Source organism: Ruegeria sp. BC7, assembly GCF_056539165.1.
Window position 1 is genome coordinate 731598 of record NZ_JBQFUL010000001.1, and the last position, 15546, is coordinate 747143.

Annotated in this window: 15 protein-coding genes; 8 read left to right on the forward strand and 7 right to left on the reverse strand. The window is 56.1% G+C overall.

Translation table 11 applies throughout. The features are described 5' to 3' along the window. Nucleotides 1-51: 51 nt before the first annotated feature. Together ACR0KS_RS03380 and ACR0KS_RS03385 are read right to left on the reverse strand one after the other, a co-directional pair. A complete protein-coding gene (locus ACR0KS_RS03380; RefSeq protein WP_170563381.1) occupies nucleotides 52-1338 on the reverse strand; it encodes a homoserine dehydrogenase in 1287 nt (428 codons plus the stop codon). A 115-nt stretch (nucleotides 1339-1453) separates the two neighbouring features. Then, the gene (locus ACR0KS_RS03385) at nucleotides 1454-1702 is read right to left on the reverse strand and encodes a hypothetical protein (RefSeq protein ID WP_170562663.1); all 249 of its coding nucleotides are present in this window, start codon (nucleotides 1700-1702) and stop codon (nucleotides 1454-1456) included. A gap of 98 nt (nucleotides 1703-1800) precedes the next feature. Between ACR0KS_RS03385 and ACR0KS_RS03390 the strand changes: the two genes are divergently transcribed. After that, nucleotides 1801-2388: a TetR/AcrR family transcriptional regulator gene (locus tag ACR0KS_RS03390; RefSeq protein WP_170383568.1), complete on the forward strand. Its 588-nt coding sequence runs from the start codon at nucleotides 1801-1803 to the stop codon at nucleotides 2386-2388. On the opposite strand, the gene ACR0KS_RS03395 is transcribed toward ACR0KS_RS03390, so the two are convergent. Beyond that, entirely contained in the window at nucleotides 2389-3300 is a 912-nt protein-coding gene (locus tag ACR0KS_RS03395; RefSeq protein WP_170482878.1) for a pirin family protein, read from the reverse strand. 158 nt (nucleotides 3301-3458) lie between these two features. On the opposite strand from ACR0KS_RS03395, the gene ACR0KS_RS03400 reads away from it, so the two are divergent. Then, nucleotides 3459-3929: a hypothetical protein gene (locus ACR0KS_RS03400; RefSeq protein WP_170562666.1), complete on the forward strand. Its 471-nt coding sequence runs from the start codon at nucleotides 3459-3461 to the stop codon at nucleotides 3927-3929. Nucleotide 3930: 1 nt separating this feature from the next. Here the strand turns inward: ACR0KS_RS03400 and ACR0KS_RS03405 are convergent, their stop codons facing one another. The 3 genes from ACR0KS_RS03405 to ACR0KS_RS03415 are packed head-to-tail and all read right to left on the reverse strand — an operon-like array spanning nucleotide 3931 to nucleotide 6708. Beyond that, on the reverse strand, nucleotides 3931-4491 hold the full coding sequence (locus ACR0KS_RS03405) for a pilus assembly protein (RefSeq protein ID WP_170562669.1): 561 nt from the start codon (nucleotides 4489-4491) through the stop codon (nucleotides 3931-3933). Nucleotides 4492-4498: 7 nt separating this feature from the next. Continuing rightward, nucleotides 4499-5029 carry a TadE/TadG family type IV pilus assembly protein gene (locus tag ACR0KS_RS03410; protein WP_480681099.1) on the reverse strand — a complete coding sequence of 177 codons (531 nt, stop codon included), beginning with the start codon at nucleotides 5027-5029 and terminating at the stop codon, nucleotides 4499-4501. Continuing rightward, on the reverse strand, nucleotides 5026-6708 hold the full coding sequence (locus ACR0KS_RS03415; RefSeq protein ID WP_170562672.1) for a TadE/TadG family type IV pilus assembly protein: 1683 nt from the start codon (nucleotides 6706-6708) through the stop codon (nucleotides 5026-5028). Before ACR0KS_RS03415 ends, ACR0KS_RS03410 begins: the two co-directional genes overlap by 4 nt. Nucleotides 6709-7031: 323 nt before the next feature. On the opposite strand from ACR0KS_RS03415, the gene ACR0KS_RS03420 reads away from it, so the two are divergent. The 4 genes from ACR0KS_RS03420 to rpoD all read left to right on the forward strand — a co-directional run bounded on the left by ACR0KS_RS03420 (nucleotide 7032) and on the right by rpoD (nucleotide 13033). After that, entirely contained in the window at nucleotides 7032-8462 is a 1431-nt protein-coding gene (locus ACR0KS_RS03420) for a Glu/Leu/Phe/Val family dehydrogenase (protein WP_170410518.1), read from the forward strand. Nucleotides 8463-8606: 144 nt separating this feature from the next. Beyond that, nucleotides 8607-8903: a hypothetical protein gene (locus tag ACR0KS_RS03425; RefSeq protein ID WP_170562675.1), complete on the forward strand. Its 297-nt coding sequence runs from the start codon at nucleotides 8607-8609 to the stop codon at nucleotides 8901-8903. An 80-nt stretch (nucleotides 8904-8983) separates the two neighbouring features. Then, nucleotides 8984-10930, forward strand: a complete 1947-nt coding sequence (dnaG, locus tag ACR0KS_RS03430; RefSeq protein WP_170562678.1) for a DNA primase — start codon at nucleotides 8984-8986, stop codon at nucleotides 10928-10930. Between the two features lie 114 nt (nucleotides 10931-11044). Continuing rightward, nucleotides 11045-13033, forward strand: a complete 1989-nt coding sequence (rpoD, locus tag ACR0KS_RS03435) for an RNA polymerase sigma factor RpoD (RefSeq protein ID WP_170562681.1) — start codon at nucleotides 11045-11047, stop codon at nucleotides 13031-13033. A 179-nt stretch (nucleotides 13034-13212) separates the two neighbouring features. Here the strand turns inward: rpoD and ACR0KS_RS03440 are convergent, their stop codons facing one another. Next, entirely contained in the window at nucleotides 13213-14193 is a 981-nt protein-coding gene (locus ACR0KS_RS03440) for a helix-turn-helix domain-containing protein (RefSeq protein ID WP_480693138.1), read from the reverse strand. A 454-nt stretch (nucleotides 14194-14647) separates the two neighbouring features. Here ACR0KS_RS03440 and ACR0KS_RS03445 point away from each other — a divergent pair, with 454 nt between their 5' ends. Both ACR0KS_RS03445 and ACR0KS_RS03450 read left to right on the forward strand, forming a co-directional pair. Further along, a complete protein-coding gene (locus ACR0KS_RS03445) occupies nucleotides 14648-15049 on the forward strand; it encodes a hypothetical protein (RefSeq protein ID WP_170562687.1) in 402 nt (133 codons plus the stop codon). An 18-nt stretch (nucleotides 15050-15067) separates the two neighbouring features. Continuing rightward, nucleotides 15068-15481: a secondary thiamine-phosphate synthase enzyme YjbQ gene (locus ACR0KS_RS03450; RefSeq protein WP_170563383.1), complete on the forward strand. Its 414-nt coding sequence runs from the start codon at nucleotides 15068-15070 to the stop codon at nucleotides 15479-15481. The last annotated feature ends 65 nt before the right edge of the window (nucleotides 15482-15546 follow it).

Genomic DNA, 15546 nt, shown 5'->3' on the forward strand with positions numbered 1-15546 from the left:
AGTATGGGCGTTTTCTAGGGCATATCCTGCGTCTTGTGCAGGTCGCAAGGGTCAAACTTCTTCAATCCGCAGCGCAACGGGCTCTCCAGCAACAACGTCAGTCTCGCGGAACCCTTCCAGCGCAACGTCAAGCGTGGCTCGGGTCGTTTTGTGTGTGACGATCAAAACGGGCGCGGTGCTTTCGGAATGTCCGTATTGACGCATACGGTCGATGGACACACCGGCATCACCCAGAATAGCGGCAACTTTGGCCAGCGCGCCGGGTTTGTCGAGCAACGCAAGACGCAGGTAATAAGGCGCAGGTAGGCCCGTAATCGCCGGGGCCGCATCCTGAAGCGATGTGGCAGGGCGTCCAAACGTCGGAATTTGCAGTCCGCGCGCCAGATCGCAGATGTCTCCCATCACTGCACTGGCCGTTGGTCCTTCGCCCGCGCCGGGGCCGCGCAGGACAACCTGTTCCACTGCGTCGCCTTCGATCACGACCATGTTCGTTCCACCTTCGAGCTGTCCCAAAGGTGAGCCGCTGGGCACCAGACAGGGCTGCATCCGCTGTTCCAGCCCGCGCGCGGTTCGCTGTGCGACGCCCAACAGCTTGATCCGGTATCCCATGTCATCTGCCTGATGAATGTCGTCGAGGCTGATTTGCTGGATACCTTCGATCTCGATCCCGTCGAAATTCGGCTTGGTGCCAAAGGCGATCGAAGACAGCAGGGCCAGTTTGTGCGCCGCGTCGATGCCGCCAACGTCCAGATTTGGATCGGCCTCAAGATATCCCAACTGCGCGCATTCCTCGAACAGAGCGTCATAGCCGAGTTCCTGCGACTGCATTCGCGTCAGGATATAGTTGCACGTGCCGTTCATCACCCCCATCACGCGGGTGATCTCGTTGCCAGCAAGCCCTTCGGTCAGGGACTTGATGACCGGAATGCCACCGGCGACGGCGGCTTCAAAACGAATGACCCGGCCAGCGGCCTCGGCCTTTTCCGCCAGTTCCTGACCGTGGATTGCCAGCAGTGCCTTGTTCGCGGTGACCACATCCTTGCCGCTTGCCAGCGCAGCCTCGACCGAGGCTTTGGCCGGGCCGTTTTCGCCGCCCATCAACTCGACAAACACGTCGATATCATCGCGCTTGGCCAAAGCGACCGGGTCGGTTTCCCAGCCGTAGTCGGAAAGATTGACGCCACGGTCCTTGCTTGCGTCTCGTGCGGACACAGCCACGATTTCCACTGCGCGTCCTGTCCGCGCCTGCAGCAGGTCCGCATGACGGCGCACGATCTTGACGACGCCCACGCCGACTGTTCCCAAGCCCGCAATTCCCAGCCGCAGCGCCTGTGTCATCCCGTGGGTTCCTTTCCGCTCGAAATTCTTGAATGACGGGTTTCGCCCGTTCAACGCTGCCTTAGCGGGTTCGGCGAAAGGGTGCAATGCGTGGTGCGCCACGACAAACACTTGGTCAGTTGATTTGTTCGCTTTGCAGCCGATCCGCCTTTTTCTGCAGCTCATCACGTCGCGCTGTCAGGTCTTCTTCAACCTCGGACGCTTCGTTGACCGGGTCTATTGGTGGCCCCAGGTTTTCCTGCAAAGGTATCAGTTTGGGGTAGCGCGCCGATTTCAAGCTGGCGGGTTCGCTGTCGTCCAGTTCTGAAAAATCAGCACAACCTGCACAGCAGAGCATCAAGATCAGTAGTGGCAACGGTTTCATGCTAGCCCCATAGGTAATCCGTGATCCCGTGATGCACCTTTTGAAGTGTTCGTTCAAGGAGGGTTCTATCTGAACAAACGTTCATATACTGTTGAGATATGGCACGCACACAAGGTTCACATTCCGATATTACCGGCCCTCGTATTCGCAAAGCAGCACTCAAACTGTTCGCGCGACATGGCTATGCAGCTGTTTCCATGCGTCAGATTGCGGCGGATGTCGGCGTGCAGGCTGGGGCGTTGTACAACTACACTCCGGACAAGCAGAGTCTTTTATACCGGTTGATGTACGACCACATGAAAGATCTGCTTTCGACCTACGCCAACTTGGACAAACCTGAAAACGCAGAGGAAGCCCTGCGCCGTTTTGTTGGTTTCCATATACGCTTTCACCTTGAACGGCCCGACGAAGTTTTCATCGCCTATATGGAATTGCGCAACCTGACCCCCGACAATTTCACGGAGATCGAGGCATTGCGGCGCGACTACGAAGACTCGCTCGAAACGATCCTCCAGCAGGGGCAGGCGGCAGGTTTGTTCGCGATCACGGACACGAAAATCGCAACATTGGCCGTCATCGCCATGCTGAACGGTGTGATGACGTGGTATCGCGCAGGCGGACGCCTTTCCTTGGATGAGGTCGAGCGAGTCTATTGGGACATGGTCCGACGGTCAGTGACCGCGTGATCAATGAGCGGGCTGAATGAAGGTGCCGTTACGCAACTCTCTGAATGCCTGCTCAAGCTCGGCCTGGGTGTTCATGACAATCGGCCCATGCCACGCGACCGGTTCATCTATCGGTGCGCCGGAAATCAGCAGAAATCGCACACCTTCAGGACCGGCCTGAACGGTGATCTCATCTCCGGTTCCGAAACGAACCAGTGTCCGGTCACCTGACATATCGCGGATGTTGACCTCTTGCCCCGCGACTTCCTTCTCTAGCAGAACACCGGTGGGTTGAGATGCGTCCGCAAATGCCGCTTGCCCCTGAAAAACATAGGCAAATGCCCTGCGGTAGGTATCGATACGAAATGTCTTTTTCACTCCGGCCGGAATCTGAATATCAAGATATTGCGGATCGGCGGCGATACCGTCTACAGGGCCTGTCTTCCCCCAGAACTCGCCGACGATGACACGAACCGTTGTTCCATCGTCATCTGTGATCTCGGGGATGTCCTGGCTTTGAACATCCTGATACCGCGGAGCCGTCATTTTCTGGTCAGACGGCAAGTTGCCCCACAGTTGAAACCCGTGCATCTGACCCACCGCGTTCCCTTTTGGCATCTCTTGGTGAAGGATTCCCGAGCCAGCGGTCATCCACTGCACGTCCCCTGCGCCCAGCGTTCCGGAATTTCCCAGTGAGTCCGAGTGCTCAACTGTTCCGGACAAGACATAGGTGATCGTTTCGATGCCCCGATGAGGGTGCCACGGGAAACCAGCCTGATAATCCTGCGGGCGCTCGTTCCGAAAATCGTCAAACAGAAGAAACGGGTCAAGTTCGGACGGATCCTGAAACCCGAACGCGCGATGCAGTTTGACGCCTGCGCCCTCCATTGTTGGTACGGATTTTCGGGTTTCCAAGGTTGGTCTTAGTGACATTGCAGCCTCCTGATACTTCGCTGATCATGTAATCTGTGCGCAATCAGCGTCAATTTGCGGTCGGGCACGTACAGTGTGCAAAAATTCGCAGTGACGCCCCCTCTGTTGTTTGTCGTGGAAAGCCGCTACACCCGGTCAAAACCAAGCAGGGGATGGACATGCAGCAAGAAGTTCTGGCCAAGGTAAAGGCGTCGACACCCAGACGATGGCTTGGCGTTGGCATGTTGGCTGTGGTTGGTGCAATGGTGTTGTACGTGGCTATGGCAACGCCGCCGGAACCCGTGTGGCAAGTATTCCTGTTTGTCGTCGGAGCAGCCGCATTTTGGCTTGCCTATCGTATGTGGCATGCGACGGATGACTGGATCGAATTGACGCAAACAGAGCTGCGAACCGGAACGGGCAGGGTGATAGCACGGGTTCAGGACATTGAAGCCATTGATCGCGGTGTGTTCGCTTTCAAACCGTCGAACGGGTTTCTTGTTCGCACCCGCACTAAAGAAGAAAACGCCTGGGCACCGGGGCTATGGTGGCGTCTTGGGCAACGTGTCGGCATAGGTGGAATGACCGCCGCAGCGGAAACCAAGTTCATGTCAGAAATGCTGTCTGCGATGATCGCAGAAAGAGCCTGAATCACACGTCGGCGGCGATCTCGTTGGTAAAGCGAGGCCGAGTAAACACAAAGTTCTGGAAAGTATAGTCGTCGGCGACCCAACCTGATCCGAAGACGGGTTCATACTTGTTAGATGTCTCAACAATGATCAGCGTGTCCTGATCCGGCATCGGCGGCAGGCTTGTCCGCATATTTTCGATGTTGCCGTCATCCCAAACTTCGTCGAAGCCGCGTTGCGTTGACCACCTTACGTAGTGCCGGTCATCTTCTTCATCAAAAACGATAAGCGACACACGTAGCTTCATTTCTGAACCGTTGTTGACCATGCGCAATGTCAGTTCGTGAAGCGAGTCGATATAAGTATCGGTTATCGTTTGTGTTTCACGCGAAATAAGGTCACCGATCGTATAGGCCGCTTTCAAGTTCGACGCGCTTTGGCGAAATCCGTCAAAAAACGTGAAAGCCCCCGTGACGGTCCACAGCATCATAGGGAAAATCAGAACAGCTTCGACCGTGAGCAGCCCGCTTTCATCGCGTGCGGTACGGGTGAAAAATTTTCTCAACATCGCGGTAAGAGACATCGGTCTATCAAGGCTCCTGTACGAATGCGGTTGTGGCGGTCAACGCGATCTGTCCGGTTTCGTCAGCCAGCGCGCGCCCCATGGAAGAGGTCGGAAACACAGGATCGATCCTCGCGCAGGCACGTAGGATCATAAGCTCGTTCGATTGGCCCTGCTTGAACTGGCGCACTGGCTTCACTTCTTCCGAGTTGTCTGTGCAGTCAGCTTCTGGCGGCAGGTCAACTCCTACGAATGCGTTCTGGATGATCATCTCAAGGCGCAGGTTCTTGTCACACTCGCGGACCATGATGGTTTTGTTGCAGATTGAGTCCTTGATCTGATCATGGGTCATGCTGGTTCCTGTCCCCAGACGAATATCCCGAACGGACTGATCGACCGCGCGTTCAAGCATCGCCTGCTGCAACGTGACAAGCGAATACTCAACGGCACTGAGAATGAAGAACAGGAAGGCCGGAAAAATCAGGACGAATTCAACCGTCACTGTACCGGTCTCAGCTTTTCGGAACTTCAGCAACCTTGCCAGCGGTTTGAGTATCATTGCGTCAACCTCAGTTTCTTGATCGAAGAAGCGATGGATGCAAATGCCTCTTCCAAAGAGATGCCCTCGGGATCGTCAAACTCGTCCACTTCGTAGACGTGACTGTCCGAACTCGCGCAGTTTTTGATGGTTGTAAGACCCTCAGTTGGCGCTTCAAAGGCAATTCCGTAAACGATCACGCCCTTGTTCTTGGCCGCGCCGCAGATGTTTTTGGTGCGCGTATTCTTTGTGGACGAGCCGACCGACGACCGAATTCCGTAGTGCCAGTTGTTTTCGTGGTTATTCTGCCAGTAATAGTTGTTCTTTGCATTCCACCAGGTGGACGCAAGGTTGAACAACTCTGGATAGGATAGGCGTTCAGATGTTCCGACTTCCTGATTTGAGGTGTTCTCGTTCGGGGGATTTCCGAACGGGTGATCAGCGGTCACATAGCTGCCCTTACGCTCGGTGTGCTGCATCCAGACCCAGCGATCAGGGTTTCGCCTATAGCGAACACTGTATTCGCCTTTCTTGCCGTTGCCTCTGTCGTATTCGGGATTGTACCAGACGTTCGACTTTCCGCTACGATAGCTGGAGTTCAACATGTACTGGGTGGTGTTCTTTCCGTCTGTCATGACAATGACGATCTTCAGAACGTCATCGTCATAGCTCAGTGGACGGGTGTTGAACTTCGCAGGGACGCTGCCATCCTCGGAAAGACTTTCGATAACACTGCGAAACTGAGGATCCAGCATGGCGGATCCCCATTTCATACCGACATCAATCGACGTGTTACCTTTCGCAGTCAGCGCGTCAATTCTGTCATGCAGGACATCAACATCGTCGGTTACGGCCGTAATCTCACTTCCGGTACGAACTGGGCAGACCGGGTACTTGGGGAACTGCTCGGCCCCGTTTGTGTACCGGAAGGGGTCGAAATGTGCTGTACGCTGGAAGGATGCATCCGGGTCCAGCGCCGCATTGTTGAACTGTGTCGACGAAAAGTTCAGGCAGTGAGAGTAGCTGTGTTCGGAGGTGACGTTAGTGAATTTGCCCAGAATTTCCTCTCCGGCGTTCACTTGGGTCGCGTAGGGGATGATCGACATCGAGACCCTGTCTGCGTCCTGCTTCTGCAGCATCAGCGTCACAAATTGCTTGGCGGCATCCCGGAGCACCTGGATCTTGGTTTTCCCGGCCTCGGCCGAATCTTCGTTCATCGACCCGGACATATCGAGCACCAATGAGATTTCCACGGCACCGACTGCTTCTTCCGCTGTGCTGGCAGCGCGGGCCGTCAAAGAGTCGACACCCGAAAAGCTCATGAAGTGAGTTCTGACCTTTGTTTCGGCGACGGCGGAAACCGTCTTGGACCCCAGCCCTTCGATTACGATGGGCTCACCAACGAGCTTCCCTTCCAGCCCCGCTTTTTCCAAATACGAAGCAACGACGTCCTTGGCGGGAAGTTTCTGGTCAAGGTCAGCGGCGGCAAGCACTGCACGATCCAGCGTTGACTGCAAATTGGCGCGGTCACGCTCATAGTTCATAACATCGACACCAATTCCGGTGGTGGCGAAAATAATAATGAAACCCAATAGCACAAAAATAGTGAACGTCCCGTCTTCGCGTTTAGCGAACGTGCGGGTCGTTGAAGTGTTTAGTCCAAATCTTCCAATTCCGCTGAGAATAGCGCGCTTAATCATTTTCTGACCTCGCTGAACAGAAGCTCACTTCTGCTAAGGAAATGTTAACGCGAGAAAATTAGCGCCGAAACGTGGCGGGATTTGGGCGAAAAAGCCTTGGATTGGGCCCTTTTCCGGGCGGAGAGGGGATAATCAGAGTTTTCTGGCGACCTCTGTGTTCAGTCTGGGAACAATTCTGAACAGGGTTTGAAAACGGCGACTCGGTCGGGGCACGAAAAATTGCGGGGATTTTGATGTTTTATTTTTGCTTAAATATTGATCGTTTACGAAAGGGGTGCGACAAAACGTCAGGACGCCAGTCGTTCTTTGGCACGGAGGTTTAAATGACGGCCACAAAAGAACCCAGTTTTCGCGAGAGTGTAGACCTGATGTTCAACAGGGCAGCGTCCCTGATGGATTTACCTCCGGGGCTTGAAGAAAAGATCCGGGTCTGCAACGCCACATATACCGTCCGTTTCGGGGTGCGGCTTCGTGGCGATATCCATACGTTCACAGGTTACCGGTCGGTCCATTCGGAACATATGGAGCCGGTGAAGGGTGGCATTCGCTATGCCTTGGCCGTGAATCAGGACGAGGTCGAGGCGCTGGCCGCTTTGATGACGTATAAGTGCGCGCTGGTTGAAACGCCTTTTGGCGGGTCCAAGGGTGGATTGTGTATTGATCCTCGCCAATATGAAGAACACGAGCTTGAGCAGATCACCCGCCGGTTTGCCTATGAACTGGCGAAACGCGACCTGATCAACCCCTCGCAGAACGTCCCGGCACCAGACATGGGCACGGGTGAGCGTGAGATGGCTTGGATGGCGGATCAATACGCCCGCATGAACACCACGGATATCAACTCACGTGCCTGCGTGACCGGCAAACCCCTCAATGCCGGGGGAATCGCCGGGCGGGTCGAAGCGACGGGCCGTGGTATCCAGTACGCTCTGCGCGAATTTTTCCGTCATCCTGAGGACGTTCAAAAGGCGAACCTGTCCGGAAAGCTGGATGGCAAGCGCATTGTCGTGCAAGGGCTGGGGAATGTGGGCTACCACGCCGCAAAGTTCCTGAGCGAGGAGGACGGCAGCCGCATTGTCGGGATCATTGAGTGGGACGGAGCACTCTATAACCCCGACGGCATAGACGTCGAATCCGTTCGGCAGTGGATCGTCAAGCACGGCGGCGTAAGCGACTACCCGGACGCAACCCATTCGGCAGACGGTGCGGCGGTTCTGGAGGCAGAGTGCGACATCCTGATCCCTGCTGCGCTGGAAGGGGTCATCAATCTGTCCAACGCTGATCGGATACATGCTCCTTTGATCATCGAGGCGGCGAATGGGCCTGTTACAGCCGGAGCAGACGAAATTCTGCGCAAGAAGGGGGTCGTTATCATACCGGACATGTACGCAAATGCCGGAGGTGTGACCGTTTCCTATTTTGAGTGGGTCAAGAACCTCAGTCATATCCGTTTCGGTCGAATGCAACGCCGACAAGAAGAAGCGCGGCATGAGCTTATTGTCAGCGAGCTTGAACGATTGGATCGCTATCTGGGGGATGCGTGGTCCATGACGCCGGGCTTCAAGACCAAGTATCTGAAAGGCGCGGACGAGCTGGAGCTGGTACGTTCGGGTCTGGATGACACGATGCGCATCGCCTACCAGTCCATGCGCGAAGTCTGGCACAGCCGCGACGATGTCGAGGATTTGCGAACGGCCGCTTATATCGTGGCCATTGATCGCGTTTCCAAAAGTTACCGGGCCAAGGGTCTCTGACGCATGCGCAATTGGGGCGGTCGGCTGCATATTCGGCCGCCCTTGTAATTTCAGGGTGTATTCCGGACGGGTGCAAATGGACGATGGCAGGGGTGCCCGGGGGCGGGTAAGCTGGCCAGAAGGAATCGAATCCGGGAGACTACCGTGTTGCGAATAGCAATAGTGGCCTTGCTAGCGGCCACACCCTTGGCGGCTCAGGAAGCCAAGAATCAAGATTGCCAATACCAGGCCGACGTTGTCGCAGCCATTCAGCAAGCGCGACTTGATAGGGTGAAAGAGCGGGACGTGCCGGATGCCGTTGCTGCCTCAAGCCCGACATGGCCGGATAACTACAACGCTGCAATCCCGCTTATCACACCGTGGGTCTATGAGCAGAAGATGCGCGATATTCGCAAGAAGGATCTTGCTGCCGCATGGCTGGAGCTGTGTTTGCAGCAATAATCCACAAGTTCAACAATTCGCTGTGGACAAACGCGTGTCATCCCCTTGGCGCGCGTTTTCATTTCTGTCAGGTTTGATCCATGTCTTTGCCCCCCGGATTTCTCGATGAACTGCGCACGCGCCTCAGCCTGTCTCAGGTCGTTGGCCGCAAGGTCATGTGGGATCAGCGCAAGTCAAATCAGGGCAAGGGTGACATGTGGGCGCCGTGCCCGTTTCATCATGAAAAGACAGCCTCGTTCCATGTGGATGATCGAAAGGGGTTCTATTACTGCTTCGGCTGTCACGCGAAGGGCGATGCGATCAGCTTTGTGAAAGAGACCGAGAATGTCTCATTCATCGAAGCAGTCGAGATTCTGGCGCGCGAGGCCGGGATGCCGATGCCGCAGCGCGACCCCAAGGCGCAGGAAAAACAGGACCGCCGCGCGCAACTGGCCGAAGTGATGGAACAGGCGGTGCAGTTCTTCCGGCTGCAACTCAAAACCGGGGCAGGGGGTGCCGCGCGAGATTACCTGACCGGTAGGGGATTGGATGCTCAGGCGCTGGAACGGTGGGAGATCGGCTTTGCCCCAGATGGATGGCAGGCGCTGTGGGATCATCTGACGGGCAAGAACGTCGCAGAAGACTTGATCCTTGGGGCGGGTCTGGCGAAACCGTCGAATAAAGGTAAAAAGCCTTACGACACGTTCCGCAATCGGATCATGTTCCCGATCCGCGATCCACGTGGTCGCTGTATTGCCTTTGGCGGTCGGGCGATGGACCCCAATGACAACGCCAAATATCTGAACTCGCCCGAGACTGAGCTGTTCGACAAGGGGCGCAACCTCTACAACCACGGCCCCGCACGGCAAGCGGCGGGGAAGGGGCAGCCTTTGATCGTGGCCGAAGGGTATATGGATGTGATCGCACTGGCCGAGGCCGGGTTCGGCGCATCCGTCGCGCCCTTGGGGACGGCGATTACAGAGCATCAGTTGCAACTGCTCTGGCGTATTTCCGATGAACCGATCATCGCGCTGGATGGCGACACGGCCGGTCTGCGCGCCGCGATGCGGGCGGTTGATTTGGCCTTGCCGTTGCTGGAGGCCGGAAAATCCCTGCGCTTTGCCCTGATGCCCGAGGGCAAAGACCCCGACGACCTGCTGCGTGCCGAAGGGCCGGGGGCTGTGCAGGCGGTGTTGGAGGGCGCGATCCCCATGGTCAAACTGCTGTGGCAGCGCGAGACCGAGGGCAAAGTGTTCGATAGCCCGGAACGTAAGGCTGCGTTGGACAAGGTGCTGCGCGACAAGATCAAGCTGATCCGCGACCCGTCGATCCGCTCGCATTACGGACAAGAAATCAAAGATTTGCGCTGGCAGCTATTCCGCCCGCAACGCCAATCGCAGAACCGCCAATGGCAGCCGCGCGGCAAGTGGCAGCCAAAACCGGCAGCAACGCCGGGCGCGCGCGCCTCGTTCCTTGCATCGTCAGAGAACGCGGAAATCCAACTGCGCGAAGGAGCGATCTTGGCGATCGCCGCGCTGAACCCTCAGGTCGTTGTGCAGTTTGAACATCAATTGGAAGAGATGGAGTGTCGTGACCTCGATCATGCCGCCTTGCGCGACGCGATCCTGCGTCATGCGATTGATGATCCCGACAACCTGAAAGACCACATTGCCGAAACTTTGGGGCCGGACGCCCTTGAAAACCTGCTGCGCCTTCGCCATGTCGCAGTGATCCCCTGTGTGTTCAAACCGGGCGACGTTGAAAAGGCCGAGATGACGCTGGCCGAGGAACTCGCAAAAATCAAAGCTCTCAGGGGGTTGGACGCAGAGATTGCCGAAGCCGAGGAGGAACTGTCTGAACTGCCGGATGAGGCGCTGACATATCGGCTGGCTCAGGCCGCCGAAGAGCGCAATCGCACAAGCCGCAGTCAGAATGAAGACAGGGCGATTTTCGACGTGGCCGACAATGGCGCGCGAATCAATCGAGATGAGAAAGACGCCTTCAAAGCAATCATGTCCGGAATCAATTTCGAGCGAAAACGCCGGTAAAGTGGTGTTTTCGTAAGGCACTGGAAAAGAAAAACAGGTAAACGGGTAGCCGAATCACTTCTACGCGCTAATGATTCGGCTGAAACGAATCACCCATCCCTGCAGGAGCATTGAATGGCCGCCAAGGATACGAACGAAGACCGCAAATCCGACGAGCAGGAACAGGAGATCTCGCTGGACATGAGCCAAGCTCAGGTCAAGAAGATGATCGCCGAGGCCCGCGAGAAAGGCTACATCACCTACGACCAGCTCAATCAGGTGCTACCGCCTGATCAGGTCAGCTCGGAACAGATCGAGGACGTGATGTCGATGCTGTCCGAGATGGGCATCAACATCATCGAAGATGAAGAAGCCGAAGAAGAAGAAAACAAAGGCTCGACCGAGCTGACCACGACGGAAAGCAACCGCGAAGTTGCTCTTTCGGGGGCGGCAACCGAAAAGCTGGACCGCACCGACGACCCGGTTCGCATGTACCTGCGCGAGATGGGCTCGGTCGAACTGCTGAGCCGCGAGGGTGAGATCGCCATCGCCAAGCGGATCGAAGCCGGTCGGAACACGATGATCGCCGGCCTGTGTGAAAGCCCGCTGACCTTCCAGGCGATCACCATCTGGCATGACGAATTGCTGTCCGAAGACATTCTGCTGCGCGACGTCATTGATCTGGAGGCCACCTTCGGCAACCAGATTGACGAAGACGGCGATGTCGAGGAACCGGTTGTCGATACCTCGAACGTGCAGGCGGCGAAGCCTGCCAAAGATACCGGCCCCGAGCTGGATGCTGACGGCAACCCGCTGAACAACGACGACGATGATGACGACGACGATCAGGCCAACATGTCGCTGGCCGCGATGGAAGCTGCGCTGAAAGATCAGGTTCTGACCACGCTGGAGCGTATCTCGACCGACTTCTCGATGCTGTCGGAAATGCAGGACAGCCGGATTTCTGCCACCCTGAACGAAGACGGCTCGTTCAGCGAAAAGGACGAAGAAACCTATCAGAAGCTCCGCGCCGAGATCGTGGAGCTGGTGAACGGCCTTCACTTGCATAACAACCGGATCGAAGCTCTGATCGACCAGCTATATGGCATCAACCGCCGCGTCATGTCGCTGGACAGCGCGATGGTGAAACTGGCTGATCAGGCACGGATCAACCGCCGCGAGTTCATCGAAGCGTATCGCGGCCGCGAGCTGGACCCGAACTGGCTGGCCGAAATGGCTGAAAAGCCGGGCCGTGGTTGGCAGATGTTCATCGAACGCTCGACTGCCAAGGTCGAGGAGTTGCGCAACGATATGGCTCAGGTCGGTCAGTATGTCGGTCTGGACATCCCCGAATTCCGTCGCATCGTGCAGCAGGTTCAGAAGGGCGAGAAAGAGGCGCGGCAGGCCAAGAAGGAAATGGTCGAAGCCAACCTGCGCTTGGTGATCTCGATCGCTAAAAAGTACACGAACCGCGGCCTGCAATTCCTTGATCTTATTCAGGAAGGTAACATCGGCCTCATGAAGGCGGTGGACAAGTTTGAATACCGCCGCGGGTACAAATTCTCGACCTATGCGACCTGGTGGATACGTCAGGCGATCACGCGGAGTATCGCGGATCAGGCGCGGACCATCCGTATTCCGGTCCATATGATCGAGACGATCAACAAGTTGGTTCGGACCGGTCGTCAGATGTTGCACGAGATCGGCCGCGAGCCGACGCCCGAGGAACTGGCCGAAAAGCTGCAAATGCCGCTTGAGAAGGTCCGTAAGGTGATGAAGATCGCCAAGGAACCGATCAGCCTCGAGACGCCGATTGGTGACGAGGAAGACAGCCAGCTTGGCGACTTCATCGAGGACAAGAATGCCGTGCTGCCGTTGGACAGCGCCATTCAGGAAAACCTCAAGGAAACGACCACACGGGTTCTGGCCTCGCTGACCCCGCGTGAGGAGCGGGTGCTGCGGATGCGGTTCGGCATTGGCATGAACACCGACCATACGCTGGAAGAAGTGGGCCAGCAGTTTAGCGTGACCCGCGAGCGTATTCGCCAAATCGAGGCGAAAGCGCTGCGGAAACTGAAACATCCCAGCCGATCGCGCAAGCTGCGATCCTTCCTGGATCAGTGATCAAAAAAGGCGCCGAGCAAGGCGCCTTTTTCTTTGGGCATCCATCGCCAACACGATGTCTTGTTCAAAACTCAATTTGGCGAGAACTCGCAAGTCACAGGGCGGCGGCGGATCTATATCGCGCTTGTCCACTCATGGGACGGGCCGGGGCGAGGCGTTCGCGCCAATGACCCCCGGTCTCAGGCTTTGGCAGGCACGTCCAATCTGCTTCGGAACGCGCTGGGGGCTTGACCGGTCCACCGTTTGAACGCTGTGGAAAATGCCGGTTGGTCTGCGTAGCCCAGTGAAAAGGCGATCTCTGCCAGGGGCATGCCGTTGGTGATAAACGTCTGGGCCAGATCACATCTCAGGTCTTCAACGATTTCGCGGTAGCTGGTTCCTTCGTCCTTTAGCCGCCGCGCGAAAGTGCGCGAACTTAGTCCCAAGTTGGCAGCTGCGTCCTCGGATTGAATGATCGCACCGGGCAAAGAGCGCGTTATAAGCCCTTCGACCTGAGCGCGCAGCTTTTGTTTAGGCTGCCGCTTCTCGGCGATCACGCGGTCTCCGTACTCCAACAGGTGCTCACGCAGCTTTGGATCGTAGGTTGGGACCGGAAGGTCCAGTGAGGACAGCGCGAGAACGATTTCCAGTCTTTCGGCACCGAAAAGAACCGGGAAACCGGCCAACCTTTGGTATTTGCTTTGATTTTGACCAACCTCATGCTGGAAGCGCATTTCAATAGGGAAGAAGTCCGTTTGGGTCAGATCGCGTAGCCGTGCGAGACCAGCGAAAAGCAAGAACTCGGTACGCCTGTGATAGCGGGCATAGCTGGCATCTTTCCATTCCGCTTCGATCGCTGCAAAGTTACCGGCGACACGAAGGCTGAATATCACTGCCGGGTCTATGATCCCGTGAAAGCGCGACGTGTTTTCCAATACCTGCTTCAAGTCGCGCGAGTACTTGCTGATATACGCTGTCAGGCTGGACGAGGACTTGTATTGCATCCCGGCCCGGGCCGCGAAAGTGGTATCCGCCAGCGCATCGCAGGCGAAGCGCACGAACAGCGCCTCTTTGTGTGCGCTGTAGGTTGAGGCCGACGGCGAGATGTCTTTGCGATCGAGGCCGCTTTTTTCCAGAACCTGATCAACAATGGCCGGATCGTTTGCTTGTTCTTCAAGCATTCTGGTCAAGAGGTGGATGCGAGTAATATCAACGTCCATAACTATTTTTACGCAATCAGAGTAAATTATCACCCGAGCAAACGCCCAGATATCATGGCTTAGTTCCAAGTCGTCTGACTTGTAATCGTAAAAGGTTGGCAGAATTCGGCAAGACCTGCATTCAGGAACAATCTATTTTCAGCGCGTTGTCGGGTTGGTACCTTTTGGGGATGAGGTCAGAGCCCAGCTAAACTGTCGCGCAGACGACCTGAGGCTCCCCGGCACATTCAAACCTTGATAAAGTGTCGCTTTGCATCGCCGTGTGCCCTGTTCTGCGAGCCTTGGGTTCTGTTTACCCTGTTCCAGCGCGTGTTCACGCGATACTGGGGGCGTCTGAATTGATTGTGAACCTGCTTTGCCCGTCAAAGAAGTATACTATTTCAAAATTCACCTCGAAACAGGAAAGAGTATTGATATGAAAAAGGTTGTGATTTTGGCGGTATCCGCCGCGATCTTGCTGAGTTCGCCGATTTCGGCGGTTGCTGCCCGGAATGGGTTTCAGACAGTCGCCCTGAACAGCACAGTTTTCGAGGTGATCCCTCGGTCGCGCCGGGATGTGGATGGATATTGGTGTGCGGCTGCCGATTTTGCGCGCAGGACGCTGGGTGCAGGCTGGCAGGATCGAATTTACGTTGTGCGTGGCTATGGCCCAAGTGAGGCGACAGGACGGCGGACGTCGGTTCAATTCTCGACACTGCCGCCCGAGGGTGGTGTTGCCCAGCAGGGCAGCTTTATTTCATCGGGTTTCAACCCCGGTGACAGCATGTCCGTGCAGGGTGCAAATGGGCGTTGCAACGTGCGTCCCTTCCTGAATTGACGCAAAGTGAACCACCAGATGCTGACCGAGTTTTCTATTTCGACGCGTGGTCCAGGGTTGTACGAGTTCACTTCCGACGTGCGCAACTGGCTGGCTTCGGTCGCTGGCGACGGGTTGCTGACACTGTTTGTAAAACACACATCCTGTTCCCTTGCCATTCAGGAAAATGCGGACCCAGAGGTTCAGACGGATTTACAGGCATTTTTTGAAAGGTTGGTGCCACCGTCTGATCACCCGTCAATGGCTTACCTGCGTCACACTTATGAAGGACCAGACGATATGCCAGCGCATATCAAGGCAGCCTTGCTGCCTGTTTCCCTAAGCATTCCGGTGTCGGCCGGGAAACCCTTGCTTGGGACTTGGCAGGGAATTTACCTGTTTGAACACCGCGTGATGTCGCACGACCGCAGAGTGGCGGCGCATTTCTCTTGAACCCTTTATGTTGCGGTGAAAATTTCCGACTACCCAAACCCTAGCGGCTGCCCTATAGTTGTGGG

Bases quoted from the DNA above. Each gene is read 5' to 3' on its own strand.
- ACR0KS_RS03400 (WP_170562666.1), top strand. From the start codon at position 3,459: ATGCAGCAAGAAGTTCTGGCCAAGGTAAAGGCGTCGACACCCAGACGA.
- ACR0KS_RS03385 (WP_170562663.1), bottom strand. From the start codon at position 1,702: ATGAAACCGTTGCCACTACTGATCTTGATGCTCTGCTGTGCAGGTTGT.
- dnaG (WP_170562678.1), top strand. From the start codon at position 8,984: ATGTCTTTGCCCCCCGGATTTCTCGATGAACTGCGCACGCGCCTCAGC.
- ACR0KS_RS03450 (WP_170563383.1), top strand. From the start codon at position 15,068: ATGCTGACCGAGTTTTCTATTTCGACGCGTGGTCCAGGGTTGTACGAG.
- ACR0KS_RS03395 (WP_170482878.1), bottom strand. From the start codon at position 3,300: ATGTCACTAAGACCAACCTTGGAAACCCGAAAATCCGTACCAACAATG.
- ACR0KS_RS03405 (WP_170562669.1), bottom strand. From the start codon at position 4,491: ATGTCTCTTACCGCGATGTTGAGAAAATTTTTCACCCGTACCGCACGC.
- ACR0KS_RS03440 (WP_480693138.1), bottom strand. From the start codon at position 14,193: ATGCTTGAAGAACAAGCAAACGATCCGGCCATTGTTGATCAGGTTCTG.
- ACR0KS_RS03390 (WP_170383568.1), top strand. From the start codon at position 1,801: ATGGCACGCACACAAGGTTCACATTCCGATATTACCGGCCCTCGTATT.
- ACR0KS_RS03445 (WP_170562687.1), top strand. From the start codon at position 14,648: ATGAAAAAGGTTGTGATTTTGGCGGTATCCGCCGCGATCTTGCTGAGT.
- ACR0KS_RS03410 (WP_480681099.1), bottom strand. From the start codon at position 5,029: ATGATACTCAAACCGCTGGCAAGGTTGCTGAAGTTCCGAAAAGCTGAG.
- ACR0KS_RS03420 (WP_170410518.1), top strand. From the start codon at position 7,032: ATGACGGCCACAAAAGAACCCAGTTTTCGCGAGAGTGTAGACCTGATG.
- ACR0KS_RS03415 (WP_170562672.1), bottom strand. From the start codon at position 6,708: ATGATTAAGCGCGCTATTCTCAGCGGAATTGGAAGATTTGGACTAAAC.
- rpoD (WP_170562681.1), top strand. From the start codon at position 11,045: ATGGCCGCCAAGGATACGAACGAAGACCGCAAATCCGACGAGCAGGAA.
- ACR0KS_RS03380 (WP_170563381.1), bottom strand. From the start codon at position 1,338: ATGACACAGGCGCTGCGGCTGGGAATTGCGGGCTTGGGAACAGTCGGC.